The 24,695-nt window shown below is 70.2% G+C and carries 26 protein-coding genes; 11 read left to right on the forward strand and 15 right to left on the reverse strand.

The window, feature by feature from the left end:
- Positions 1 to 7: 7 nt before the first annotated feature.
- Together K7W41_RS03615 and K7W41_RS03620 are read left to right on the forward strand one after the other, a co-directional pair.
- Positions 8 to 898 carry a ChbG/HpnK family deacetylase gene (locus tag K7W41_RS03615; protein WP_224604808.1) on the forward strand — a complete coding sequence of 297 codons (891 nt, stop codon included), beginning with the start codon at positions 8 to 10 and terminating at the stop codon, positions 896 to 898.
- Entirely contained in the window at positions 895 to 2,250 is a 1,356-nt protein-coding gene (locus tag K7W41_RS03620) for an MFS transporter (RefSeq protein WP_224604809.1), read from the forward strand. Before K7W41_RS03615 ends, K7W41_RS03620 begins: the two co-directional genes overlap by 4 nt.
- A gap of 12 nt (positions 2,251 to 2,262) precedes the next feature.
- Here the strand turns inward: K7W41_RS03620 and prmC are convergent, their stop codons facing one another.
- On the reverse strand, positions 2,263 to 3,099 hold the full coding sequence (gene prmC, locus K7W41_RS03625) for a peptide chain release factor N(5)-glutamine methyltransferase (RefSeq protein WP_224604811.1): 837 nt from the start codon (positions 3,097 to 3,099) through the stop codon (positions 2,263 to 2,265).
- A complete protein-coding gene (locus K7W41_RS03630; protein WP_224604814.1) occupies positions 3,099 to 3,683 on the reverse strand; it encodes a Jag family protein in 585 nt (194 codons plus the stop codon). The genes prmC and K7W41_RS03630 overlap by 1 nt, the downstream gene beginning before the upstream one ends.
- Positions 3,684 to 3,921: 238 nt before the next feature.
- Here K7W41_RS03630 and K7W41_RS03635 point away from each other — a divergent pair, with 238 nt between their 5' ends.
- Positions 3,922 to 4,959 carry a hypothetical protein gene (locus K7W41_RS03635; protein WP_224604816.1) on the forward strand — a complete coding sequence of 346 codons (1,038 nt, stop codon included), beginning with the start codon at positions 3,922 to 3,924 and terminating at the stop codon, positions 4,957 to 4,959.
- Positions 4,926 to 5,219 carry a hypothetical protein gene (locus K7W41_RS03640; protein WP_224604818.1) on the forward strand — a complete coding sequence of 98 codons (294 nt, stop codon included), beginning with the start codon at positions 4,926 to 4,928 and terminating at the stop codon, positions 5,217 to 5,219. Before K7W41_RS03635 ends, K7W41_RS03640 begins: the two co-directional genes overlap by 34 nt.
- Before the next feature lie 45 nt (positions 5,220 to 5,264).
- Here K7W41_RS03640 and K7W41_RS03645 read toward each other — a convergent pair whose 3' ends face one another.
- From K7W41_RS03645 to K7W41_RS03695, 11 genes are all read right to left on the reverse strand, one after another.
- Positions 5,265 to 6,479 carry a DUF418 domain-containing protein gene (locus K7W41_RS03645; protein WP_224604820.1) on the reverse strand — a complete coding sequence of 405 codons (1,215 nt, stop codon included), beginning with the start codon at positions 6,477 to 6,479 and terminating at the stop codon, positions 5,265 to 5,267.
- A gap of 10 nt (positions 6,480 to 6,489) precedes the next feature.
- A complete protein-coding gene (locus K7W41_RS03650; RefSeq protein ID WP_224604824.1) occupies positions 6,490 to 7,992 on the reverse strand; it encodes an MFS transporter in 1,503 nt (500 codons plus the stop codon).
- A gap of 230 nt (positions 7,993 to 8,222) precedes the next feature.
- Positions 8,223 to 9,578 (reverse strand): carboxypeptidase-like regulatory domain-containing protein, encoded by a 1,356-nt coding sequence (locus K7W41_RS03655; protein ID WP_224604827.1) that lies wholly within the window; start codon positions 9,576 to 9,578, stop codon positions 8,223 to 8,225.
- 178 nt (positions 9,579 to 9,756) lie between these two features.
- Entirely contained in the window at positions 9,757 to 10,917 is a 1,161-nt protein-coding gene (locus K7W41_RS03660; protein ID WP_224604830.1) for a cytochrome P450, read from the reverse strand.
- Positions 10,902 to 12,347 carry a phytoene desaturase family protein gene (locus tag K7W41_RS03665; protein ID WP_224604832.1) on the reverse strand — a complete coding sequence of 482 codons (1,446 nt, stop codon included), beginning with the start codon at positions 12,345 to 12,347 and terminating at the stop codon, positions 10,902 to 10,904. Before K7W41_RS03665 ends, K7W41_RS03660 begins: the two co-directional genes overlap by 16 nt.
- On the reverse strand, positions 12,344 to 13,396 hold the full coding sequence (locus K7W41_RS03670) for a glycosyltransferase (RefSeq protein WP_224605324.1): 1,053 nt from the start codon (positions 13,394 to 13,396) through the stop codon (positions 12,344 to 12,346). The genes K7W41_RS03665 and K7W41_RS03670 overlap by 4 nt, the downstream gene beginning before the upstream one ends.
- Before the next feature lie 26 nt (positions 13,397 to 13,422).
- Positions 13,423 to 14,097, reverse strand: a complete 675-nt coding sequence (locus tag K7W41_RS03675) for a lysophospholipid acyltransferase family protein (RefSeq protein ID WP_224604834.1) — start codon at positions 14,095 to 14,097, stop codon at positions 13,423 to 13,425.
- Positions 14,087 to 15,109 carry a carotenoid biosynthesis protein gene (locus tag K7W41_RS03680; RefSeq protein WP_224604837.1) on the reverse strand — a complete coding sequence of 341 codons (1,023 nt, stop codon included), beginning with the start codon at positions 15,107 to 15,109 and terminating at the stop codon, positions 14,087 to 14,089. The genes K7W41_RS03675 and K7W41_RS03680 overlap by 11 nt, the downstream gene beginning before the upstream one ends.
- On the reverse strand, positions 15,106 to 15,495 hold the full coding sequence (locus K7W41_RS03685; RefSeq protein ID WP_224604839.1) for an NUDIX domain-containing protein: 390 nt from the start codon (positions 15,493 to 15,495) through the stop codon (positions 15,106 to 15,108). The genes K7W41_RS03680 and K7W41_RS03685 overlap by 4 nt, the downstream gene beginning before the upstream one ends.
- Positions 15,496 to 15,746: 251 nt before the next feature.
- Positions 15,747 to 17,282, reverse strand: coding sequence for a phytoene desaturase family protein (locus tag K7W41_RS03690; RefSeq protein ID WP_224604841.1), 1,536 nt, complete (start codon positions 17,280 to 17,282; stop codon positions 15,747 to 15,749).
- A gap of 65 nt (positions 17,283 to 17,347) precedes the next feature.
- Positions 17,348 to 17,974 (reverse strand): hypothetical protein, encoded by a 627-nt coding sequence (locus K7W41_RS03695; RefSeq protein WP_224604844.1) that lies wholly within the window; start codon positions 17,972 to 17,974, stop codon positions 17,348 to 17,350.
- Between the two features lie 69 nt (positions 17,975 to 18,043).
- On the opposite strand from K7W41_RS03695, the gene K7W41_RS03700 reads away from it, so the two are divergent.
- From K7W41_RS03700 to K7W41_RS03715, 4 genes are all read left to right on the forward strand, one after another.
- A complete protein-coding gene (locus K7W41_RS03700) occupies positions 18,044 to 18,493 on the forward strand; it encodes a GNAT family N-acetyltransferase (RefSeq protein WP_224604847.1) in 450 nt (149 codons plus the stop codon).
- 101 nt (positions 18,494 to 18,594) lie between these two features.
- A complete protein-coding gene (rpoZ, locus tag K7W41_RS03705) occupies positions 18,595 to 18,894 on the forward strand; it encodes a DNA-directed RNA polymerase subunit omega (protein ID WP_107138482.1) in 300 nt (99 codons plus the stop codon).
- 158 nt (positions 18,895 to 19,052) lie between these two features.
- Positions 19,053 to 20,315: a cation:proton antiporter gene (locus tag K7W41_RS03710; protein WP_224604852.1), complete on the forward strand. Its 1,263-nt coding sequence runs from the start codon at positions 19,053 to 19,055 to the stop codon at positions 20,313 to 20,315.
- Between the two features lie 675 nt (positions 20,316 to 20,990).
- Positions 20,991 to 21,176, forward strand: coding sequence for a DsbA family protein (locus tag K7W41_RS03715; RefSeq protein WP_224604854.1), 186 nt, complete (start codon positions 20,991 to 20,993; stop codon positions 21,174 to 21,176).
- A 21-nt stretch (positions 21,177 to 21,197) separates the two neighbouring features.
- On the opposite strand, the gene K7W41_RS03720 is transcribed toward K7W41_RS03715, so the two are convergent.
- Both K7W41_RS03720 and K7W41_RS03725 read right to left on the reverse strand, forming a co-directional pair.
- The gene (locus K7W41_RS03720; RefSeq protein WP_224604856.1) at positions 21,198 to 21,527 is read right to left on the reverse strand and encodes a hypothetical protein; all 330 of its coding nucleotides are present in this window, start codon (positions 21,525 to 21,527) and stop codon (positions 21,198 to 21,200) included.
- Positions 21,524 to 22,120 carry a TetR/AcrR family transcriptional regulator gene (locus tag K7W41_RS03725; RefSeq protein ID WP_224604857.1) on the reverse strand — a complete coding sequence of 199 codons (597 nt, stop codon included), beginning with the start codon at positions 22,118 to 22,120 and terminating at the stop codon, positions 21,524 to 21,526. Before K7W41_RS03725 ends, K7W41_RS03720 begins: the two co-directional genes overlap by 4 nt.
- A gap of 170 nt (positions 22,121 to 22,290) precedes the next feature.
- Here K7W41_RS03725 and K7W41_RS03730 point away from each other — a divergent pair, with 170 nt between their 5' ends.
- The 3 genes from K7W41_RS03730 (at position 22,291) to K7W41_RS03740 (ending at position 24,695) form a co-directional block, all read left to right on the forward strand.
- Positions 22,291 to 23,358: a pyridoxal phosphate-dependent aminotransferase gene (locus tag K7W41_RS03730; RefSeq protein WP_224604860.1), complete on the forward strand. Its 1,068-nt coding sequence runs from the start codon at positions 22,291 to 22,293 to the stop codon at positions 23,356 to 23,358.
- A gap of 89 nt (positions 23,359 to 23,447) precedes the next feature.
- Positions 23,448 to 23,714, forward strand: a complete 267-nt coding sequence (locus K7W41_RS03735) for a YkgJ family cysteine cluster protein (RefSeq protein ID WP_224605326.1) — start codon at positions 23,448 to 23,450, stop codon at positions 23,712 to 23,714.
- A 165-nt stretch (positions 23,715 to 23,879) separates the two neighbouring features.
- Positions 23,880 to 24,695, forward strand: a complete 816-nt coding sequence (locus K7W41_RS03740; protein ID WP_224604862.1) for a VC0807 family protein — start codon at positions 23,880 to 23,882, stop codon at positions 24,693 to 24,695.

The raw sequence follows: 24,695 nt of genomic DNA on the forward strand, positions 1-24,695 counted from the left end.
GTGCCCTATGCCTCCCAATCCGGCGCTGCTGAAACTGGGCTACGCGCCCGAGGACCGCGTGGTGATCTTCCACGCCGACGACCTGGGCATGTGCGAGGCCACCGTCTCGGGCGCCGCCGACCTGTTCGCGGCGGGCACGCTGCGCTCGGCGGCCCTGATGATGCCCTGTGCCTGGGCCCCGGCCGCCGCCCGGCTGGCCCAGGAGTGGCCCGAGGTGGACCTGGGCGTGCACCTGACCCTGACCAGCGAGTGGCCCGCCGCCCGCTGGGCCCCGCTGACCCGGGGCGCAGCCGGTGGCCTGACTGACGCCCAGGGCTACTTCCACGCCACCTCGGAAGGGGTGTGGGCGCAGGCCAAGCCGCTGGCCGCCGGGCGCGAGATGGCCGCGCAACTGGACCGGGCGTTGGCCTGGGGTCTGAACATCTCGCACGCGGACGGTCATATGGGCACCGCCGCGCACCCCGCCCTGCTGCCGTATGCCGTGCGGGCTGCCCTCAGGCGCGGCGTCCTGCCCTTGCTGCCCCGGCTGGGCGTCGCTGGCTGGCGGGCCCACGGGCTGGGGCCGGCACAGGCCCAGGCGGTCACGCTGGCGCTGGGGGCCCTGGAACGCCGGGGCGTGCCGCTGGTGGACCAGATCGTGATGCTGCCGCTGGAAAGCGGTGGCGATCAGGTGCCGCTCATCGAAGAGCTGCTGGCCGGTCTGGGCCCGGGCCTGACCCACTTCATCCTGCACCCGGCGCGCGACACCCCCGAACTGCGCGCGGTGGCGGGCGACTGGGCGGGGCGGGTGGCGAACTACGAGGCGTTTCTGGACCCGCGCCTGCCGGGCGTGCTGGCGCGCAGCGGGGTGAAGGTCACCACCTACCGCCCCCTGCAGGCCCTGCTGGGCCGCCGATGAGCACTCAACCCTCGTCCGCCGTGCGCTGGCGCTACTCGGTCATGAATTTTGGCCTCACCATTCCGGCGCAGGCGGGCAGTTTTCTGCTGCTGTACTACGTGGATGACCGCAAGCTGGACCCCGGCTGGGCCGCAGCGGCCATGACCATCTTTGCCCTGTACAACGCGGCGAACAATCCCCTGATCGGTTACCTGTCGGACCGCACCCGCAGCCGCTGGGGGCGGCGCATTCCCTATGTGCGCTTTGGCTGGCTGCCGGGCCTGGTCTGTTTTGCGCTGCTGTTCATGACGCCCTTTAACGGCGTGGACAGCCCCGTGGCCCTGCTGAGTTACCTCGTGGTGGTGTGGGTGCTGTGGGAGACCTTCGGCACCGCTGTGGGGACCGGGTATCTGGCCCTGCTGCCCGAGATGTTCCGCACCTACGCCGAGCGCACGGCCGTGGCGTGGCGCATGAATCTGGTGCAGACGGTCGGGCTGCTGTTCGGGCTGGCGCTGCCGCCGTTGCTGGCCGGCTGGATTGGCTGGGGCGGGATGGGGGTGCTGTTCGCGCTGCTGTCGGCCGGGGCCATCGTGTTCGGGCTGGGCGCGCTGTTCGAGCAGCCGGGGCCCACGCCAGCGCCGCTGGGCTTTGGCGCGGCGCTGCGGGCCACCTTCAGCCACCGGGCGTTTCTGGCCGTGGTGGCGGCCCAGACGCTGCGGTTCTTCGCCACCGGCACCCTGGCCACCGGCATGGGCTTTTTTGTGCGCTACAGCCTGGGGCAGGCGGGCGGCGCGGTGACCACCGGGCTGCTGGCCGCCGCGTTCGTGACGGCGGGGCTGGCCCTGTGGCCCTGGCGCGCCCTGCTGGCCCCGCGCCTGGGCCCACGCGGCACCCTGATGCTGGCCTTTGGCCTGAGCGCCGCCGCGCTGCTGCCCCTGGCCCTGGTGCAGACGGTGCCCGGCGCCCTGGCCGCCACCATTCTCTTCGGCGCCGCCCTGGCCGGCATGATCCTGATGGGCGACGTGATCATGGCCGACGTGATTGACGAGGACGAACTGCGCAGCGGCCAGCGCCGCGAGGGCATGTACTTCGGGATGTCGGGCTTTATCACCACCCTCAGCGGCGCCCTGACCTCGCAGGTGTTCGGGGCCGTCACCCGGGCCAGCGGCTACGACCCCAAGCTGCCCGTGCAACCCGAAGGCGTGGCCGAGGCCTTCCGCTTTTTTATGACCGTGCCGCCCATTGCCGGCGCCCTGCTGGCGGTGGCGGTGCTGCTGTTCTATCCGCTGCATGGGCGGCGGCTGGAGGCCATGCGGGCGGCGCTGGCGCGGAAGAGGCGCGTGGAGGGGTCAGTGGGGAGTGGTCAGTGGTGAGTGGGGGCGGGGTCAGGGGGCACGCTGGGCCAGGACGAAGCGTTCGCGTCCGGCGAGGTCGGGGGCAGTGGTCGCCTGCCAGTCCTGCGCGCGCAGTTCTGCGGCGAAGGGCGCGGCGTTGCGGGGGTCGAGTTCCAGTAGCAGCTCACCCCCTGGGGCCAGGGTCGCGCCGGCTTGCCCGGCCAGTCGGCGGGCCACCGCCAGCCCGTCGGGGCCGCCATACAGCGCCAGCGGGGGGTCAAAGGTCACCTCGGGCTGGGCCGCCTGGGCGTCGGTCTCGGGCAGGTAAGGGGGGTTGCTCACGATCAGGTCGAAGGGCCCGGTCAGGCCGGCCAGCAGGTCGCCGGCCATGAAGGACACGTTCAGTCCATTGAGCGCCGCATTCTCGCGGGCCAGAGACAGGGCCTCTTCGCTGAGGTCGGTGGCGCTCACCTGGGCGTCGGGGCGGGCGGCTTTCAGGCCCAGGGCCAGGGCGCCCGTGCCCGTGCCCACATCCAGCACGCGCGGCGGTTCCCGGCCGGCCAGGGCCTGCAGGACGAGGTGAAGCAGCCACTCGGTTTCCGGGCGGGGTACCAGGGCGCGGGCGTCGGTGCGCAGGCGCACGCCGCCCCACTCCACCTCGCCCAGCAGGTGCTGCAGCGGCACGCGGGCGGCGCGGCGGGCCAGCAGGGCCTCGTAGCGGGCCTGTCCGCCCGGCGGGGCAGGCTCGTGGCCCCGGGTCAGCAGCGCGGTGGGCGAGAGGTTCAGGGCCAGCACCAGCAGCGCGCGGGCGTCCACCTCCGGGGAGGGAACGCCCGCCGCTTGCAGCTGCGCCGCGCCCCGCCGCAGCAGGTCGCGCAGGGCCGCCATTAGCCGTGCCGGGGTTTGATGATCAGGCGCCGCGCCGCGCCCTCGCCCACCGATTCGCTCATGACGTCGGGGTGCTCCTTGAGGGCAATGTGAATCACGCGCCGCTCGGCAGCGGGCATGGGCTGCAACTCGTGGGGCTCGCCGCTCTTGGCCACCTGCACGGCGAGGCGCTCGGCCAGCTTGGTCAGGGTGTCGGCCTGCCGCTTGCGGTAGCCGCCGATGTCCACCCGCACGCGCTCCTTGGTGCGGCCCTCGTGCTTGGCGAGCACCGTGTAGGCCAGCACCTCAATGGCGCCCAGGGTGCGGCCGTCGCGCCCGGCCAGCTTGGCCGCGTTCTCGCCGGTGATCTCGGCTTCCAGGGCGTCCTCGGCCTCGCGCACGGTCACCTGCAGGTCGGGGTCAATGCGGCTGACCAGCCCGCGCAGAAACCGCTCCAGGGTGGCCAGGGGGGTTTCTGGCGCGGCCTCCAGCGCAGGCGGCGTCATGGGGGCAGCGTCGGGCGCGGGCGGCGGCAGCTCGCTCTCGTCCGCGTCGCTGATGCCCAGCCCCGCGAGGTAGTCGTCTAGGTTCGTGCGGTTATCCATGCGCCTCAGTCTAGCGCGCCGCTCCTCACCCTTTTCCCACACTCCGCGCGGGGCAGCCCATGGGTCGGAACTTGACTTAGATGTTCAGTCGGTTGTCGGGCGCTGCCGTTTGGCATCCGAGCCCACAAGCGGCCAGTCGGAACTTGACTTAGATGTTCAGTCGGTTGTCGGGGCGTATGACCCACGCCGAGACTCAAAGTTGGCGTCTCAAGCAAGCAGGCTGTCATAGCCTCCGTTGGTGACGCTGAGTCAGCTCCGCCCCATTCAATCCAACCGTCAAACTGCTTCATCTGGGAAAACGAGTGAGGCCGCAAGCCCACAGCTTCGTGGGGCCACATCGGCTCAGGCCAGTCAAAGGGCCGACTGGTATGAGACCGCCCCATGGCCGACCAACGGAGATGAGGCCGCCAGACTGCATCATCGCCTCCTCTTGGGACAGCGCGTCATCTCTGTGGGAAGCAACTGGACTTCGTCCAACATGGCGCTTATTCAACGCCGAGACTATAAAGCGCTTCGTGATGTTCAGATGGTCAAATTGGCCCAGTATCTACGAGGAAAGAAGCTCAACAAGCCAACGATTCTGGCGTATCACCAGCAAACGGGCTTCCATCTGGCGGCATCAGCCAAGAATGGTGAAGGCGGAGTAAGTGCAATGGCTCCGATGGCCTTCGGCCAATTCGCAGCTGCCCTTAAGCTGCCTGTCGTGACTATGGCGAACAGTGAGACCATACCAGGATATGTAAAGAAGGAGTCTCCCGGTAAAAAGTGGGAGGTCAACAGAAGTTTTAGCGTAGAGTTTGATTGTAGTGTAGATGCGAAGATTGAGCACATCATGTCATCTATTGTGGCCAACTTCGACACCCTGGCCGATATGGTGGGTGCCGGGCTACCGGGACTGAGCTGGGCCTATCTGGATTTCAAAGATACAGTTGTAAATCGACAGGGAGGGCTGGTGCAGGGATTTAATATCAGCCTGAGGCATAAATTTCCGTACAGCTTAGTTCCGCCTGCGAATGTGGATAACAGCGTGTCTGTTGTGAACAGCTCGCCCAGCTCAATGACGTTTAAAACAGAAGAAGGTCATCTTCTGAATGGATACATTACCTTCGCTTTAGCTCGAGTGAACAGGCAAAAAATGAAATTTACGGTTCACCCGACGGCTGATTTCAGCAGTATTCCTAATGCATGTAAGTTTACCGTAGGTCAAGGCAGTGTGCTGGAAAACCGCATTTGGGAGAATTTATGTACGAAGGTGGCTCTAAAATACGGAGTGTAACGCTATATGGCGTTACATTTTTGGCTTTCCTCGGTCTGGGGCTTGCCCTTATCGTGGCCTCTGAAGTTTGGATTCCGGGTGTCCCACGACCGTCAATGGCCTTTTTAACACTGCTCTTCGTCTGGATACCGCTGGCTGGTTTCCTGGCCCTTCTGGTTCTGGCTAAGCGCACACGGTTTTGGTGGCCGTTCTGGCTCTATGTGTTCCTCGGCATGATTTATCTATGGCGTTGGTTTGGTACAGGTACATGGCTGCCCTGAACTACTGTGATTTATATGGTGACCTTGATTAAAGCAAGATTGTCGTTATGATTCTCCCCTGCGCCGCGCCGCGCGGCCGTAGACCAGCCGGCGCACCAGGGTTTCCATTGGTCCCTGCCGGAAGCGGGAGAGCCACACCGCGCTCAGTGGCAGCTGACAGAGGCCGAGGGTCAGCGCCAGCAGCAGCGTACTGGCCGCGCCCCAGCCCACGAAACCGCCGGCATACGGAAAGGCGTCGCCCTGGCCGGGCAGCCCCTGTCCCACCCACCCAAAGCCCTGCGCCCCGGCATAGGGGTAGAAAAACGAGGTCATCAGCACGCTCTGCATCAGGTAGTTCGTCATCGCCATGCGCCCGCTGGCGGCAAAGTGCAGCAGAGGCCCCAGCCGCCCTGAGGCCGCCAGCAGGCCAATGACGCCCACGTAGCCCAGCGCGCCCGCCAGCCCCCCACCCATGCGCACCGGCACCGCCAGAAACCCGGCCGCCTGATCGCCGCGCGTGTTCAGGTAGGCCAGCGCCGCGCCCAGCGCCAGCCCCAGCGGCAGCCCCACCACCGCGAGGCGGCGCAGCAGCGGGCGGTGGTCCTGCGGCCGGGTCAGGAGGCCGGTGCGCTGCGCGGCGGCCCCCAGGCAGAACAGCGCCAGCAGCCACGGGCCGTTGTAGATATTGCCGCTCAGCAGCAGGGTCCAGAACTCGCCGGCCCGCTCGGCCACGTTGCCCAGGTAGGTGGGTTCCAGGGCCGGCAGGCCGGTAAAGCGCGGCCCGGTGCGGCCAGCAGCGGCCACGGCGTCCAGCAGCGTGAGGCCCAGCCACCACGTTCCCAGCGCGCCCGCCACGGCCACCAGCGCGCGCGCGCCCAGGGCGGCGGTCAGCAGCAGGGCCAGCGCCAGGGTGGCGTAGTTGCTGATGATGTCGCCGTGCCACACCAGCACGTAGTGGGCCGCGCCCACCGCCAGCAGCACGAGGTGGCGGCGCAGAAAGATCGCTGCCCCCTGGCGCGCCAGCAGCCCGGCGGCGCCCCAGCCGAACAGCATGGCGAAAATCGAGATAAAGCGGCCATTGGCCAGCACATCGGTGAGCACCTGCGCCGCGCGGTCCAGGCCGCGCTGCTGCCATTCCAGAAACCCGGCGAAGTCCTGCATGTTCACCATCAGGATGCCCAGCAGCGCCACGCCGCGCAGCACATCGGGCAGCGGGGAGCGGGCTTGCACCGGCCCCCGCTGGGGCGTGCTCGCGTCGGCGGGAGGGAGCGGCTCGGTCATGCCGGGCAGGCTAGCGCGCCGGGCGGGGGACTGGGCGCAGAAACACCCTCCCGGCAGCGGCGGCCAGCAGGCTCAGCAGTCCGGCGGCCAGGGCCACGCGGGCAAAGGCGTCGCCAAAAGCGGCCTGCACCGCGCCCCGCACAGGAGCGGGGGCGTCCGGGGGCAGCTTGATGTCCGTCAGGCGCGGGGCCTGCGCGCTGAGCTGGGTGCGCAGTGTGGCGGGCGCCTGTACGGCCGAGAGGCGCGTGTCCAGCGCCGCGCGGTACGAGCCCACCAGCAGCAGGCCCAGCGCCGCAATGGCCAGCAGGCTCGCCGCGCGCGCCACGGCGTTGTTCACGCCGCTGGCTATGCCGCTCTGCTCGCGCCCGGCGCTGCCCATCACGGCGCTGGACAGCGGCGCCACTGTCAGCGCCATGCCCAGGCCCAGCACGGCGGCCCCCGGCAGCACGGCCGTCCAGTAACTGCCCCGGCCCAGCCCCAGCAGCACGAAACCCAGGCCCGCCAGCGCCGGCCCCAGCGTCAGGAACAGGCGGGGGCCGTGGCGGTCGGCCAGCGCGCCAAACGGCCCCGAGAGCCCCGCCAGCAGCAGCGACAGCGGCAGCAGCGCCGCGCCCGCCCCGGCCGCGCTGTAGCCCCGCGTGCCGATCAGCAGCATGGGCAGGTACAGGCTGACCGCCCCCAGCGCCCCGTATAGCAGCAGGGTCAGGAGGTTGGTGCCCAGAAAGGTGCGGTTTTTCAGCAACTCCGGCGGCAACATGGGGTGGGCGCCCCGGCGCTGCGTCTGCGCAAACAGCGCAAAGGCCAGCCCCGAGCCCGCCAGCAGGCCCCAGGTCAGGGCGTCCCAGCCGGCTTCGCCCGCGCGGGTGAGGGCCAGGGCGAGGCTGCCCAGGGCCACCGTGACGCAGGCCGCCCCGGCCCAGTCGGGGTGGGCGCCGGGGGCGCGCGTTTCGGGCACGCGGCGCAGCAGCCACAGGGTCAGGGCCGCCAGCGGCAGGTTGATGAGAAACACCCAGCGCCACGAGGCATGGTCCACCAGCACGCCGCCCACCACGGGGCCCAGCAGCGTGGTCACCGAACTGGCGGCGCTCCAGAGGCCCACGCCCCGGCCCCGGCGACTCTCGGCAAACACCGCCCCGATCATGGCGAGGCTGCCGGGCACCAGCAGCGCGGCCCCCAGCCCCTGCGCCGCCCGCGCGGCGATCAGCGCCCCCAGCGACGGCGCCAGCGCGCAGGCCAACGAGGCCAGGGCGAACAGGCCAATGCCCCAGCTGTACACCCGCCGCCGCCCCAGGGCGTCGCCCAGCGCGCCGCCCGCCAGGGTCAGGGCGGCCAGCAGCAGCGCGTAAGCCCCCACCACCCACTGCACGCCGCTGGCGGTGGCGTTCAGGTCGCGCTGCACGGCGCTGAGGGCCACATTCACCACCGTGCCGTCCAGAAACGCGAGGCTGGACCCCAGCACGGTGGCGGCCAGGGTCCAGCGTTCGGCCGGGGTCAGGGCAGTCGCGTCAGGCATGGCGCAGCTTAAGAGGCCCCCGGCGCGGGAACGTGTACGGCACGTTGCACTTGGGCCGTGGGGACGGCGCGCGCCCTGGGGCCCGCTTTCGCCTCACAGCGGCCCGTTTCATGCACGGGCTCAACGGCAGCCCTTCCATTCTGCCCGCGCCACGGTCTCTGGCGGAGCGCTGTTTCGGTCGTTCCAACGTTGTTGAGGGTGAACACCCAGGAGGACTCTGGGTGCCCTCCTCAGTCGCGCACGTACACCCTGAACTGCTTCAGGGCGCCGCTCACGTCGTAGCTGCTCCATTTCAGGGTCACGCTGCTGGCTTCCACATTGTTCGGCTCCAGGCCCAGTTTCAGCGGCAGTTTGCGGCCGTCTGGGGTGGTCGCCACCGCCGTCAGGGTGTAGATGCCCAGCGGAATGTCGTTGAAATCGAAGCTGTGGTACGGCCAGCCCTGACCCAGGGTGGTGCGCCCGCCGCCGTTCGGGTCGGTGTAGGGGTAGCCGCCGGGAGGGGCCAGGGGCGCCGTTTTAAAGGTCATGACCACGGGTTTGCCCGCGCTGCCGTCAATCAGTTTGCCCTGCGGCGTAAAGGTCAGGGTGACGGTGCTGCCTTCGGGGGCGCCGGGCACCACGGCGGCGTAGCGGTCGTCGCAGTAGGCCTTGGCGGGCAGGCCGCAGTAGCTGAAATCCAGGCTGGCGCCGTAAAAGTCGTCCCAGTCCTTGCCGCCGCCGGGTTTGGCGCCGGCCAGCCGCCAGCGGAAATTCAGGTTGCCGCCCTCGCTGGAATCGATTTCGGTGTTCAGGGTGCCGGATTCGGGGTGCAGCGGCAGCACAAAGCTGGTGCCCGCGAGGTCGCGCTTGATCGTGGCGCTGGCGTGGTAACGGCCGTCCGGCACGCGAATGGCGTAGGTACCGTCGCCCTTGGTCACGGCGGTAAAGCTGGTGCGTTGGCCCTGATTGAACGTGGTGCCCACGATGTAGACCTCGGCGCCGGCCAGCGGGCGGCCCTGGGTGTCCAGCACCAGTCCGGTCACGTAGCCCTTTTTGGGGGCGGGGGGCTTGGCGGTGGGCGCCGGCGCGGCGGGCGCGGGGGTGCGGGTGGCCGCTGGCGCTGGGGCTGGCGTGGCGGGGCGGGGGGCCGGGGCGGCCGGCGCCGCCGGGGTCAGGGCGGCGGGGGGCTTGGCGGCAGCCGTCAGCTTCAGGCTGCACCAGCCCAGCAGCGTGGTGCCTTCGCTGTCGGCCCAGATGCCGGCCAGGGCGGCGGCGCCCTTGGTGGCCTTGAACGACACGAAGCGGCCGTCGTCGTTGCTGGCGCCCAGTTCGGTCCAGCTGTAGCCCAGCGACCCCAGTACCTGCCGGAAACTGGCTTCCAGGCCTTCCACCGAGTCCCAGACGACATATTCACTCTTGACACAGCTGCCGCCGGCCTTGGTGGCCACGGTGCGCAGGGCCCCGGCGAATTCCGCCAGTTCAGGGGCGCCGTTCACCATCTGGGCGCCGTCAATAAAGGTGGCGTCCACCAGCGCCGAGCGGGGCCCGGCGGCCAGAGCGGTGGACAGTGAGGCGGTCAGCAACAGGGTCAGCAGGGCACGGGTCATGGTCACTCCTGGGGGTGGGGCGTAGGGCGGGCGTGGACCCCTTCAGGGTACGCCCAGCCCGCTCACGCCGAACTCACGTTCTGGGGGTGGGGGGAGGCGGGGTGCGCCTGGGAGCAGGGGAAGCCTTGTGGCGTTGGTTCCCCAGGGCAGGTTCACCCTTGCGTCTCAAGAGTGGCGGTTAGGCGTGCGCGGGCACCGGGGCCACCACCAGCGGCCCGCGTGGGCCCAGGGTCAGGCCGGGCTGCGGGGTGGGGTCGCCGCCCACGGCGCGCAGCGGGGGCAGGGCCGCCAGCGTGTCCAGAATCAGCAGCTGCGCCAGATGCATGCCCAGGCACAGGCGCTCGCCGCCGCCAAAGGGCAGGTAGGCCCACGCGGGGGGCTTGTGGGCCCAGCGGCCCGGGTCGAAGGTTTCCGGCTGCGCCCACAGCCCGGGATCACGCCCAGAGAGATACGGCGAATACAGCGCCAGGGCGCCGCGCGGCAGCCGCACGCCGTTCCACAGCAGGTCGTGGCCCAGACGGCGGCTGCCCATCCAGCCGGGCGGGTGCAGGCGCAGGGTTTCTTTCAGGACGGCCGGGTGGTGCTCGGGGCTGTGCCAGCGCGGATGGTTCGCCAGATGCCAGATCGCGTACGCCAGCGCGTGCGTGGTGGTGTCGTGGGCGGCGGCCAGGGACACGCGCGTTTCTTCCAGGCCGCCGGGCAGCGGCGCCAGCACCGACAGCAGGTCGTCGCCGCCGCCCCGGCCCAGGCGGGCGTGGGCGAGGCGGCGCACCTCGCCCTCCACGCGCCGGAACAGCAGGGGCCGGGGCAGGGCCGGCACCGGAAACGGGCGGCGCAGCGGGGCCAGAAAGGCGTGCAGCAGGGCTGCGTCAAACTCGCTGCTGAAGTACGCGGCGTTCAGCAGCGCCAGCACGGCGTGGTCGGCCCAGGCCAGGGCGTCGAACTCGCCCGCTGGCACAGGCGGCAGGGCCGCGCGGGTGCGCGCCTGTAGGGCCAGCAGATGCGCGCGGCCAAACCCGGGGTTCATCAGCCCCCGGCGCCCGGCGTGGCCCGGGGCATCGCTAAGAATCACGCCGCCCGACAGGTACGGCACCACCCGCGAGAAACTGCCCGCGCTGCGAAAAGTGCCCAGGTTGCTGAGCAGCGCGCGGTTCCAGGCCGGGCTGAAGCCCACCACGGCGGGCAGGCCCAGCCGCAGCCGGAACAGGTCGCCGCTGGCGGCGCGCGCCCGCGCGGCGCCCTCTTCAATCAGGGTCAGCGGCGAGAGTGCCCAGTCCTGCAGGTGGCCGTTGCCGGGGCGGGTGGGCGGCTCGGGCAGGGCGCTTACAGAAACGGCCACAGGTCCTCGCCGGCGGGGGTCTGGCGGCCATCCAGATCGTCGTAGCCCAGGCCCAGCAGCAGGCCCGCGCCGTTCCAGCCGCTCAGCAGCGAGAGCGGCACCCCGCCGCCCGGGTGCACGGTGCCGCCCACCTGCACGAGGTTGCGGGTGTGGGCCAGCCGCCAGCCGGGGCGAAGACTGCCGCTCAGTCCGTGGGGTGCGCGGCCGTATAGCGCGCCCGCCTTGGCGGTGCGGGCGTAGTCGGCGGGGGACAGGGCGTGCCACTCCGCCACCGGCAGCGGGCCTTCCGGGGTGGCCGAGAGGCGCTCTTGCAGCCGGCCCAGCAACCACGCGCCGTAGTCCTGCGGGTTCTCGGTCAGGCCGGGATCGGGCGGGGCGTTGACCAGCAGGAAGGCCCGGGTGCCGTCCAGGTGCAGGTACAGCGTGGGGTCGCGGGGCAGCCGCCCGGCGCGGATGTCGCGCCATTCGCGCGCGTAGTCCGCTGGCCAGAAGATGTGGTGGGCCGCAGGGCGGTCCCCAGCCAGCCGCAGTTGCAGCGCGAAGCCGCTCACCCCGCGCGGCGTGGGTTTCTCGGCCACGCCCAGCCACGACAGGGTCAGCGCGCGGTCGGCGGCGCTCACCCAGGCGTCGGCGGCAAAGGCGCCCTGGCTGGTGTGCGCGCCCAGCACCTGCCCCCCGTGGCTGCTGAGGCTGGTCACGCGCGTGCCGAATTCAAAGCGCACCCCCAGCGCCTCGGCCTGGGCGTGCAGGTCGCGGGCAAAGGCCAGCAACCCGCCCGGCAGGTGCCACACGCCCTGCCCCAGTTCCACCCAGGCGATGTTGTGCAGCACGGCGGGCGCGCGGTAGGGGTCGGCGCCCAGGTAGGTGGCAAAGCGCAGCCAGAACGGCGTGAGAAACGGCCCCGAGCGCACGTAGCGGCGCAGCGGGGTCAGCGGCGCGGCCCGCCCGCCCCGGGTCAGCGCGTAGCGGGCAAGTTTCAGTGGGCCCGGCGGCGGCGCAAACAAAAAGGTGTCCTGCGCGTCCTCGTACAGGCGCCGGGCCGCGCGCAGCAGGGCCGCGTAGCGCTGCCCCTCAGCCCTGGACAGCTGCGCCAGCGTGGGCTCCAGGCTGCCCGCCACATGCAGGGCCTCCGGGGCAAAGGTGCGCCCGCCCGGCGCGTGGTAGGTGGTGGTGGGCCGCGCGGGGCTTAAGTGCGGCACCGGCAGCCCGGCGCGCTCGTGCAGCGCGCGGAAGACCTGGGGCATGGTGACCACGGTGGGGCCGCTGGAGAAGTCGGTAAAGCCCAGGGCCGCCTTGCCCCCGGGCCCGTCCAGGGCGTCCAGCACCGTCACCCGCGCGCCGGCTCGGGCGAGGCGCAGCGCCGCGCTCAGCCCCGCAAACCCCGCGCCAATCACGGCGACGTGGCGGGGCGTGCGGCGGCCCCAGGTCATTGCCGGTACTCCCGGCCCTTCCAGGTCACGCGGCGTTTCACGGCCCGAAGATACACGGGCAGGGCCAGCAGCGGCGTGACCGGGCCCAGCAGGCCCTCGGCCAGATCGGCGGGGCGGCGGCGCCCGGCGATCAGGTTCACAGTGAGGCGTTCCAGCACGCTGGCGGCGCGCAGCACCCGGCCGCCGGGGACGGGTAACAGCCACGGCAGCGTGTGCCCGGCGAAATGCAGCGCCATGCTGAGGGTCATGAGAAGCCGCGAATTCAGGTGGATGGGCAGCGCGTTCTTGCCAAAGCCTGCCACCGAATCCGGGTACGAGCGGTACATGCGCACGCTGATGCAGTCGCGGCCCATCGCTGTGGAAACGATCAGGCCCAGGCCCCCCAGCTGCCGGGCCATCACGGTGTCTTCCAGCACCTGCGCGCGCACGGCGGCGTAGCCCCCCACCCGCAGCAGCGCCGCGCGGCGGTAGGCCATCACCTGCCCGTTGGCAATGGTGGCCAGCGGGTGCGGCGGGCGCATGCGCAGCAGCGGGTAGGGAAAGTACGACAGCACGGCGGCGTCCACCAGCGGGGTCAGCAGCCGCTCGCCGGGGCGGCGGTTGTCCTGCCGGGGCTGAATGCTCAGCAGGTCGGCCCCGGAACCGTTCATCTCGCGCAGCAGTCCGCCCAGCGCGCCGCCTTTCCAGCTCACGTCGGCGTCGGTGAAAATCAGAATGTCGCCCGCCGCCGCCCGCAGCAGTTGCTGACAGGCCCAGGGCTTGCCGTGCCAGCCGTCCGGGCGCGGCGTGCCGGCCATCACCCGCGCGCCCAGGGTGCGGGCCACCTCGGCGGTCCCGTCGGTGCTGCCGTCGTCCAGCACCAGCACCTCGTGGGCCCCCTGGGCCAGCACGCCGGGCAGGGTGTGCGGGAGGTTGTGCGCCTCGTCGCGCGCCGGAATCAGGATGGACACGCGGGGCCCCGTCTGGGGTGTGGGCGCCGGGCGCAGGCGGGGAAAGGTGAGGGCATTCACCGCCAGGGTCAGCGCCTTGGCGGTCAGCCACACGCCCATCACCTGGGCGTACAGGCGCCCGGCCTTCACGCCCGGTCCCCGGTGATCAGGGTCAGCAGCCGAGAGGGCAGGTCCAGGCGTGCCGAGCGGCTCTGGCGCCCCGGCACCGCGCGCAGGTAGCCGGCCAGGGGCCGCTCGGGGTCGCTGGTCTGCAGGTCGTGGTCCAGCGCGGCGAGTTCGCGCTGAAGGGCGGCCGGCAGCTCGGCCGCCGCGACCGGCTGCCCAAAGCGCACGTAGGCTTCGGGCCACTGCGCGCCGCGCAGGGTTACGCGCAGGGCCACTGGCACCAGCGGCACCCCTGCCTGCCGCGCGGTCCAGCCTGCGCCGGGGGCCGCCGCCTGCAGCGGGCCCGCCGGGTGCAGGGCGCCTTCGGGGAACACGACCAGCCAGCCCCCCCTGGCCCGGCGCACCCCGGCCCGCACCTCATCGGCCCGCAGCGCGCCCAGGCGGCGCAGAAAGGGAAAGCGCGCCAATTGTCCCGGATTCATCAGCACCGAGAAGTCGGCGCCTGCCCAGCCGGCCACCGCCCACAGCACGTAGCCGTCCCACCAGGAATGGTGGTTGGGGGCCAGCACCGCGCCGCCCGTGGGCACGGGGCCGCGCACCCACACGCCGCCCAGATTCCCGCGCACGCTGCCCTGAACACTGCGGGCCAGCAGCGCCGTGGCCCAGGGGTGGTGGCCTGGGCGCTCAGCGGTCATGCCGGGTCACCCGCCGGGCCAGCGCCAGCCCCGCGCCCATGGCGACCAGGGTCACGGCGGCTTCCAGGGGGCGGCCCACCAGCACCAGCCCGCCGGGCAGAAAGAACGCCTCAATGGGGTAGGCCACCCGGAAATCCGGCGCGCGGCGCCCCCGGCCCGGCAGCAGGCTCAGGCGCGGCTCGCGGCTTTCGGGAAAGGCCCTGGCCCACCACGGCAGCGCCCAGGCCCACTCCGGGGTGCGCAGGCCAAAGAGGCGCGGCGCCAGCCCCGTAAAGACCCACGCGATGCCCGTGCCCACCGCCCACCAGCCCAGAAAGTTCTGCACCGGGGCGCCTGCCCACAGCCCCAGCGGGTCGTGCCACAGCCAGTAGCGCTGCGCGGTCATCAGGGGTTCTAAGCCAATGTCCCACAGCATCATCAGCAGGCCCGCCAGCCAGGGCCGCCCGCCGGACAGGCAGGTGGCGGTCAGGGTCAGCGCAAACCAGCCCAGCGGCACCATCAGCGGCACGCCCAGCAGCGTGGGGGCTGGGGCCGTGGCGTAGGAATAGGCCCCAAAAGGAAAGCCGGTGCGGCTGCCCAGCACTTCCACCCCCAGCCCCACCAGAAAGGCCACCGCCAGCATCAGCCCCGCGCGCACGCCGCCGGCCCGCTCCCACACGAAGGCCAGGGCCGCCAGACACAGCGCCACCGTGCTGGCCAGGCCCAGCACCGGAAAGCCCTCGGGCCACAGCGGCACCGGGATTTTCAGCGCGGCGTACAGGGCCACCAGGGCCATCCAGGGGCGGGTCTGGGCCAGCAGGTCGGCCAGCCGCTCCGAAAAAACGCGGGCAAACTGTGGCCCCAGCGCGTCCCCGGCCAGCGCCAGCACCCCGGAGAGCGGCAGCCCCAGCGCAATCAGCGCCCAGCCCAGCCCCTGGCCCGCCATCACCAGCAGGGCCCCGGCAAAGGCCACGCCCAGCGCGGCAAAGGCCAGCCCAAACCGCAGCAGGGTGGGGGAGGGGCGGGCGGTCAAGCGTGCCCCCGCAGGGCGGCGAGATACTGCGCGGTGGCGGCCGAGACCTCATCTGGCAGCCCGTCCAGCGGCCACCAGCGCACGTCCGCCGCGTCGTCCCCGGCCCGGGGCTCGCCGCCCGCCCACGGCGCCGTGAACACCCGCGTCTCCCAGTGCACCACGTTGCCGTCCGGGTAGGTGTGGGGGTGGGAAAAGACGTCCAGGAGGCTCAACGCCCCCACCTCCAGCCCGGTTTCTTCCCGCAGTTCGCGGCGCGCTGTGGTTTCGGGCGTTTCCCCGGGGCCCGCACCGCCCCCCGGCACGTCCCAGAGCCCGTTGTCCCGGCGGCGGATAAGCAGGACGTTGCCGCCCCTCACCACGGCTATACCGGCCCCGCGACGCTTCAAGACTCGCTTCCTCCAGCTGGGGTGGCGGAAGCGTTGTGGGGGGGCCCCCTCACCCCTTGCTTCGCAAGGCCCTCTCCCGCGAGGGGAGAGGGAGAAAGGCAAACTGACCCTCTCCCCTTGCGGGACTCGAAGAGCTGCGCCGCAGAGAGGGTGCCCCGAAGGGGCGGGTGAGGGGGCCCCCCGCCACCCCAACCGCCAAAGAACCCCCCTCAGCCCTCCCCGCACCCCGCGCCCCGCCTCCCGCTCCCCCCTCATCGCCACCGCCGCCGCGTCAGGTCCCGCACCAGCACATTCGCAGCATTGCGCCCACTGGCGCCCATGATGCCGCCGCCGGGGTGCGTGCTGGCGCCGGTCAGGTACAGCCCCTTTACCCCCGGCCAGCGGTAGCCACTGGCTTTCATCCAGGGACGGAAGGAGAACATCTGGTCAAAGCTCATGTCCAGGTGCATCACGTTGCCCCGGTGCAGGCCCAGGTGGTCGTGCAGCCACTGGGGCGTTTGCACCAGTTCGCCCACAATCGTGTCGCGGGTGCCCGGCGCGTAGTGTTCAAAGGCGCGCAGGATGTTCTCGCGGGCTTCGGCGGTGCGGGTCTCCCATGAGCCGCTGCTCAGCTCATAGGGGTAATACTGCGCCCACAGCCACAGCACGTCGCCCCCCGGGGGAGAGAGCGAATCGTCCACCGCCGAAAAACTCATGGCGATCAGGGGCGGGTCGGTGGTGGGTTCGCCTGCCAGATATTCGCCGTAGCCCTTCATCAGCTGCCCCTCGTTTTTAATCAGCAGGCCCAGGCCCACGCGGCTGTCCGGCTCGGTGTGCTGGCGGTACTTCACCTTTTCGCTGAGGGCCAGCCGCAGCACCATGCCAAAGCCGTTGCCCACCCGCACCTGCCGCGCGCTGCTGGGCACGTATTCCTCGGGCAGCGCGCCCGCCGTGGTCAGCACGTGGGCACCAGAGACCACGGCGCGGGCGGTGTAGGTGTCGCCGTTCTCCAGCCGCACGCCCTGGGCCCGGCCACCTTTGACCAGAATTTCGGCCACCGGCGCGTTCACGAACACCTGCCCGCCGTCCGCCTCAATGGCGCGCTTCAGGGCTTTCGTCAGCCCGCCCGAGCCGCCCTTGGGCCGCGCCACGCCGCCCTCGTGGTACAGGGGATGCCACAGCAAAAAAGGCGCACTCAGGGGGTCGCTGGGTGGGGGACCGCTCTGGGCCGCCATCCACACCAGCGGCGCACGCACCCGCTCCTCCGAGAAATATTCCTTTGCCACGTCGCCGTAGGGCCGCAGGATGCGGGGCAACTGTTCCATCCAGTCGCGGCCCTTGCCACTGCTGACCACCATCTTGCCCATGTCCAGCGGCCCGGGGGCGCTGTTGAACAGGTCGGCCACCGAGCGGGCAAACGGCGTCCAGTCGTCTAAAAAGCGCGTGTACGCTTCGCCCTGGCCGGGAAACAGGGCCTCCAGTTCGCGCGCGGTGCGGCCCGCGTCGCGGTGAATAAACCACGGGGTCTCGCCGTCCGAGCAGTGGAACATGGGGTCCACGTCCAGGTAATGCAGGCCGTGGCGGCTCAGTTCCAGTTCGCGCACCACCGGGGTCAGCCGGATCAGGATGTGCGCGCTGCCGCCGTAGTCGAAGCGGTAGCCGGGCACCAGTTCTTCGGTGCTCACCGCCCCGCCCACGAGGTGCCGCCGCTCGAAGACGCCCACCTTCAGGCCCGCCTTGGCGGCGTAGGCCGCCGTCACCAGGGCGTTGTGGCCCGCGCCCATCACGATCACGTCGAAATCCGGCATGTGGCGTCAGTCTGGCACGGGAGAAGAAGCGCAGATGGTCAGGCAGAGGACAGAATGCGGGGTGTTCAGGGCATCTGAAGCGTCTGCCCACTCTGAAAAGTGAGATTGAGGGTCGGAAAGCCAGTGTCGCTGAGCTGCACAGAGCAGGCCGCCAGGGCTGCCTGCATGCCAGGAGACAAATCGTCCAGCACACATGGTCCTGCGCGCAGCGTATCCAGCGCATACTGGGTCAAGGCAAGCTGATAGGCCTCAGTCGCCACCTGGCGCTCCCAGTTGTGCTCCAGGCGCGACATCTCTGGCGTCCGGCTGGACTGCGGCGCCTGAAACCACCAGAACAGGGCGCTGCCCACAACCAGATGGCCCAGAATCAGCGCCAACTGCCTGTGTGGTGGCAGCAGGCCCCAGGCCGGGGGTTCGGCACCCACCTGCCTGAAATGAAGCATCAGGACCAGCCAGCCCAGCAGTGGGAGGACCAGGGGCAGTGAAGTGTTGGCCCTCTGGCTCAAGTGGTCGCCGCACACGGCCAGCACTGTCAGGACCGCAAACCAGCCCAGGTGCCAGCCCCAGCGACCAAGCAGCGTGAAGCCGGCTCCAGGCAGCACCACATTCAGCACTTGGCCCAGAAGGGCGCGGTGTGGCAGGGCAGGCGTTGCCTGAGAGGAGGGCGGCGCGGTGTCTTCGGGCCAGGACATGAAGTCAGGCTACTGGGGGGGCCGAGGCGGCGGCGCCACATTTGCGCTGGCCGGGGGCATGATGCTCCTATGTCGCCCTTCACCATCCGCCGCCTGGGCCCAGGGGACGAGGCCGCCCTGGCCCGGCTGGCCGCCGACGAGACCGACTTCACCGACGAGGCGCCCAGCCCGCCCCTGTCCCCGGAAGCCGCCCGCGCCTACCTCGCTGATCCCCAGGTGTGGCACTGGCACGCCGAGGATGGGCAGGGCCAGCCCGTTGGCTTCCTGATGGCCTATGTGCACCGCCGCCGCCACGGCGAGGCGCTGGACGTGATGTTCGAGGAAATCGGGGTGCTGGAAGCGTGGCGCCGCCGGGGCGTGGGCCGCGCCCTGGTGGCCGCCCTGCACGGGCAGATGCGCGCCCAGGGCATCCGGGGCGTGTGGGTGGCCGCCGACAACGAAGGCGCGCAGGCCTTTTACCGCGCCTGCGGCTACGAGGTGGACGAGTTGCAGGGCGTGATCCTGAGCCGCACCGTGTAGAGGGTGACTCGTGGTAGGCGCCCCGCCCCGGCATGCGCTAGAGTGTGGGGCTGAACCGGCGGGCGCCTTCGGGGGCGCCGCAGCCGGATGGAGGTGGGTGTATGGCAGAACGGGATATTGACAAGCTGTTGTCGCTGACGGACAGCAAATACCGCCTTTCGGTGGTCACGGCCAAGCGGGCCCTGCAACTGCGTTCGGGCGCGCCCAGCGTGCTGCCCGTGGAGCAGCGCGTGCGCACCCGCAACCTGGTGACCCAGGCAATGCGCGAACTGGCCACCGGCAAGCTGACGGTGGGCACCAACATGATGGACGAGGGGCGCTTTCAGCAGGACTACGTGCGCCAGCGTCAGGCCCAGCTGCAGGCCCAGCTGAACGCCGAGCGCGAACGCGAGCGCGACTAAAAGGGCCATGAGCTTTGGGCCATGAGCCATGGGGGAACCCCCGAAGCTCATGGCCTTTGTGCTGTCGCCACGTTCCCTGCCCACTTCTGACGGCCGCCGCGCCCTCCCCATGGCCCAGAGCTCATGGCCCATGGCCCACGGCCTCTATTGTGTTCCCCATGTGGAGTGCGTTTGCCGTCCTGCTGTGCGTCACGGCGCTGCTGGCTTACCTGAATGAACGTTTTGTGCGCCTGCCCACCACCGTGGGGGTGACGCTGGCGGGCGCGCTGGCCAGCATTGTCCTGATTGCCCTGGACGCCCTGGGCCTGCCGGGCCTGCGCGGCTGGGCGGCCAGCGTGCTGGAAACCCTGGACTTCACCACCTTCGTGCTGAACGGCATTCTGAGCGCCCTGCTGTTCGCCGGGGCGCTCAGCCTGAACACCCGGCAGATGCTCGCGCAGCGCGGCAGCATTCTGCTGCTGGCTTTTCTCAGCACCATCATCAGCACGGCGCTGATCGGCGTTGCCTCGTACGGGGTCTTTCAGCTGGTGGGGCTGGACGTGCCCCTGATGTGGGCGCTGCTGTTCGGCGCCCTGATCAGCCCCACCGACCCGGTGGCGGTGCTGGACCTGCTGAAACGGGCCAAGGTGCCCCCCAAGATCGAAACCCTGATTGCGGGCGAGAGCCTGTTTAACGACGGGGTGGGCGTGGTGATCTTTCTGGCGCTGGCCAGTGCCGCGGGCCTGAGCGGCTACAGCCACGGCGAGACGGGCGCCGTTCAGGTGCTGGGCCTGTTTGCCCAGGAGGCGCTGGGCGGGCTGGCGTTCGGGGCGCTGCTGGGCGGTCTGGGTTACCTGCTGGTGCGCAGCATTGAGCAGCACGCGGTGGAGGTGCTGATTACCCTGGCACTGGTGGTGGGCGGCTACGTGGGGGCGGCGGCGCTGGGGGTCAGCGGCCCGCTGGCGATGGTGGTGGCCGGGCTGATGCTCTCGTTGTGGCGCGACCAGATCTTCGGCGAACACACGCGCGAGCATGTGCTGGGTTTCTGGGAAACCGTGGATCAGGTGCTGAACATCGTCCTGTTCGCCTTTATTGGGCTGGACGTGCTGCTCACCGACACCACCGCGCCGCAGCTGCTGGCCAGTGTCCTGATGATTGCCCTGGCCCTGGGCGCGCGCTGGATCAGCGTGGCGCTGCCCTTTGCCCTGGTCCGTGCCCGCGAGGGCTACGGCGCCTACACCGTCCGCCTGCTCACCTGGGGCGGGCTGCGGGGCGGCATCGCCATCAGCCTCGCGCTGGGGCTGCCCGAAAGCCCGTACCGCGCCCATGTGGTCACCGTCACCTACGCGGTGGTGCTGTTTACCATCGCGGTGCAGGGACTGAGCATCATGCCGGTGGTCAGAAAGGCCACGGCGGCGCTGGAAGGCGGGGAAGGGCGCTAAGGGCCGCCTCGTTCTCAGTAATGCTGGGCTTGCTCTTAACCGCCTGCGCCGCGCTGACGCAGAGCGCGTCTCTGGCGAGCGAGCCCCACCGGTTGCCCAGTGGCCACTCCGGCCTGAGCGATCCTGCCGCCCCGTGGTCGTCACGGAAGCGGCTTCGGCGGCCCGCTGCGTTCAGGGCCCCGCCCTGTTCTGAGCCTTCCACGACGCCCTCTCTGCCCGGCAGCAGGAGTGGAAACTGCAGTCGCCTGCCGAGGCGACGCAGACCTTCTTGCGGATGGCCCAGGCGCTGAACGTCCCTTCCCACCAGTTCTGGAGCTGCCATACGGCTTCCGAAAAATTGCGTCATACCTGGCGGAATTTTTTCGACTGGAGGGACTCGCAGAGCTGCGAAGCAGAGAGGGAAAAATACGGATGTACGGGAATTGGGCTGGCACAGCGCCGAAGGCGGGGAACATCCAGTTCTTTCCTGGATGTTACGGAAATGGACGGCAGTCCGTAGCAGCAATGGTACGGACAGTTTTCAAGTGTGGCGAGGGGCCCATGGAAGAAACGTTGTCTGGGACGCTCGACTCGCTGCCCCCCTCCCAACCTCCCCCACAAGGGGGGAGGGGAAAAACAGCGTGTTTGTCAGACTCTCCTCTGTGAAATGCTGAAACTGTCCGAACCATTGATCAGATGGCGAGCCGGGAAGCCCAGTTGGTGCAGGCGGAGGTCCGCCGCAGCCAGGCCAAAGGCGTGCAGGCCACCCCCTCGTTTGCCGTGAACGGCCAGTTGATCTCCTGGGACGGGGTGGAGGACATCGAGGCGATGGTGCAGAAGACCCTCGCGATTGCCCGCAAGGCTGCCCAACAGGCCAAATAGACGGCCCGCCCCAGTCCAGGGTTACAGCGTGCCGTCTTCCGCTTCGGCGGGGCCGCTTTCCGGCTGGGCTTCGGCGCCCTTCTCGATCACGGTCAGGGAGCGCAGGGTGGCGCCCTGGTGCCAGCCGTACTGCGGCTCTTTCAGGCCCAGCGCACTCGCAATCGCCTCGGCCGCCGAGCGCTCGGGTTCGCCGTCCAGGCAGAACAGCAGGAATTTGCGCCCGCCCGGCGCAATGCGGATAAACAGGTCCTCGCCGATTTCCAGCTGCTGGGTGCGGCCCAGGCGCTCAGCGCGGCCCTGGGCATAGCGCAGCGCCTCGCGGATGGGCACGGTGACGGTGGGGTGGCTCATGGCTGCTCCTGGGGGGGGCGCAGGCCAGAGAGCAGCATTTCGGCAAACTGCTCGGCCACGTCGCGCGGGCCCAGCGGGCCGCCGGGGCGATACCACGTATACGCCCAGTTCACCGCCGACAGCACCAGATAGGCCGTCATCTTGATGTCCAGGCCCTGCCGGAACACCCCTTCGCGCACGCCCTGCTCGATCAGCTCGCGATAAAAGGCGTCAATGGTGTCGCGCCAGCCGGTCACGCGGGCGTAGGCCTCGGGCGACAGGTGCTTCCACTCGTGAAAGAACACCGTGGCGCTGTCCATGTTGTCGGCCACCACGCGAATGTGGCGGTACATGGCCTCTTTCAGCTTGGCGTCGGCGGGCAGAGGCAGGCCGCGCAGGGTAAACAGCGCTTCATCGAACTGCCGCGACGCCTGGTTCACAATCTCGATCAGCAGTTCTTCCTTGCTGGAAATGTGGGCGTACAGGCTGCCGCCCTGCATCCCCAGTTCGCCGGCCAGGTCGCGCATGCTGGTGGCGTGGTAGCCGCGTTCGGAAAACAGGCGGCTGGCCGAGTCGAGAATCTGCTCGCGGCGGGGTTTGGCAGGTTCAGTCATGGTAGGGGGCTGGGCGGCGCGGGCGGCGCGCTTGCCCGTTAAGGTAGCACGCCGCTCCAAACGGGCGTTTGGGCGCCCCCGTTCGCCCCGGGCGGGCCGTGGCCTGCGGCGCGCGGGCGGGTTTGTCATGGGCGGACGGGCGCGCGGGCCGGGGTGGTAGAACGGACCCCATGACCACCCAGACTCCTGTGGCCGGCGTGCGTGCGGCGGTGCGGCGCGTGCCCGCCTATCCGTTTACCCCCACGAACGAGCCCATCAAGCTCGACCAGAACGAAAATCCCTACGATTTCCCCGCCGAACTGAAGGCCGAGGCCCTGTCGCGCATGGCCGCCCGCGAGTGGAACCGCTATCCCGACCTGCACGCCGATGAACTGCGCCGCCGCATCGGGGCCTTCGAAGGGTGGCCCGAAGACGGCGTGGTGGTCACGCCGGGCAGCAACGTCCTGATCAAGCTACTCACGGAACTGGCCGGCATTGGCCAGACGGTGCTGACCGTCAGCCCCACCTTCAGCGTGTACACCCTGGAAGCCCAGCTGCTGGGCGCGCGGCTGGTCGAGGTGCCGCTGAATGGGGACTTCAGCCTGCCAGTGGAGGCCCTGAAGGCCGAACTGGGGCGCCACGAGCCGGGCGTGCTGTACATCACCCAGCCGCACGCGCCCACGGGCGTGGTGGACGCCGAGGCCGCCGTGCGCGAACTGACCGAGGCCGCCGGCGACTGGGTGGTGGTGCTGGACGAGGCCTATCACCAGTACAGCGGCACCGATTACCGCGACCTTGTCCGGGCCGGCGAGGGGCGCCTGAGCCTGCGCACCTTCAGCAAGGCGTGGGGGCTGGCGGGCCTGCGCCTGGGCTACGCCCTGACCAGCCCGGCGCTGGCGACCCAGCTGCAGAAACTGGTGCCTGCCTTCAACGTGAACACCCTGACGCAGGCGGCCCTGGAGGTGGCCCTGGAGCAGCCTGCTTACGTGCAGGCCCGCGTGCAGGAGGCGGTGCGGGAGCGCTCACGTGTGCTCTCGGCCCTGGCGGCCCACCCCACCTGTCAGGCGCTGCCCAGCCAGGCCAACTTTTTCCTGCTGCGCACGCCAGACGCGGCGGCGGCCTACGCCCACCTGCGGGCACACGGCATCGTCACCCGGCGCCAGGACAGCTTCCCGGGGCTGTCGGGCTGCCTGCGCGTCGCCATTGGCACCCCCGCCGAGAACGACGCCCTGATTGCGGCGGTGACCGAGCTGCGGTGAGTGTTCCCCCACCCGGTCCGCCCCTCCTGACTCCCGAAGAACGCGCCCGGTTCACCCCGCCCCCCGGAGGGGCCCCGCGCAGCGTGCTGGTGACCGCCTGCACCGCCTGCGGGGCCTGCTGCGCCGCGCCCGATATTCACGCCCTGGGCAAGCCGCTGGGTGTGCCCTGCCTCCACCTGGGGGCCGACACGGGGGCCGGGCACCTGTGCGCGGTCTACCCCGACCGCCCCGGCGTGTGCCGCAGCTACCAGCCCGACTGGGTGTGCGGCGAGGTGGCCCCACTGCCTACCCTGGCGGCCCGCGTGGCGCGGTTTCTGGCGATCTACGGGCTGGAAGGGGAGATGGGTGATGGTTGATGGTTGATGGAGGGGGGCCATTCAGGGGTCGAGGGGTCGAAAAGTCGAGAGGTCGAGGGGGCGGGTGGCTGTGGGGGCTCGACCCCTTGACGGCTTGACGCTTCGGCGGCTGTTGCCACCACGTTCCACCCCCCACGCTCCGCCCTGGGTGCGACAATGGCCCCCATGAGTCAAGCGGCCCCCACCCCCACGCCCGTTCCCCCCGCCAAGGCGCGCGTGCCCAAAACCGTCTGGGATCTGGTGTTTACCCTGCTGATTCCCATCGCCATTCTCAGCCCCAACATTCTGGGCAGCGGCATCAGCGTGGCCGAACAGGTGTTTGGCGGCGGCACGGCGGGCAATATCCGCGCCTACCTGCTGGCAGCCCTGATCCCGGTGGCGTATGTGCTGTGGGACCTGCTGGTCAACCGCAATGTCAGCCCCGTGGCCCTGATTGGGGGTGCCGGGGCCATTTTCAGTGGGGCGCTGGCCTTCTGGTACGTGGACGGCTTCTGGTACGCCATCAAGGACAGCGCGCGATCCTACCTGACGGGTCTGCTGTTCCTGATCAGCGCGGCGACCTCTGTGCCGCTTTTCCGGGTGTTCCTGGACGCCAGCTCGATTGGTGAGAGCCCCGAGCACCGCGCCGCCACCCAGACCGCCATGCGCGACCCCGTGGTGCACCGGGGGCTGGTGGGGGCCACGGTGGTGTTCGCCGTGGTGGACCTCATCGGCGGCGTGGTGAACAGCCTCGTGAACTACGCCCGCGTGACCGCCAAGTTCGGCACCGACAGCTTCAACGCCCAGGTGGCCGAGGTGAACGCCGTGATGCGCATTCCGGGGCTGGCGATCACGCTGGTGGGGGTCTTCGTGGCGATCTGGCTGGTGCAGCGCGCCGTGCGGGCCCGCTATGGTCAGGACGCCAGCCTGTTCGAGCCCGGCAAACTGCTCTCGGCCATGCGTCAGCGTGGCGAGGCCCCGGAGGCCGCGGCCGGGAGTTGA

Origin of the sequence: Deinococcus multiflagellatus (assembly GCF_020166415.1) — a bacterium.
Classification (GTDB): Bacteria; Deinococcota; Deinococci; order Deinococcales; family Deinococcaceae; genus Deinococcus; species Deinococcus multiflagellatus.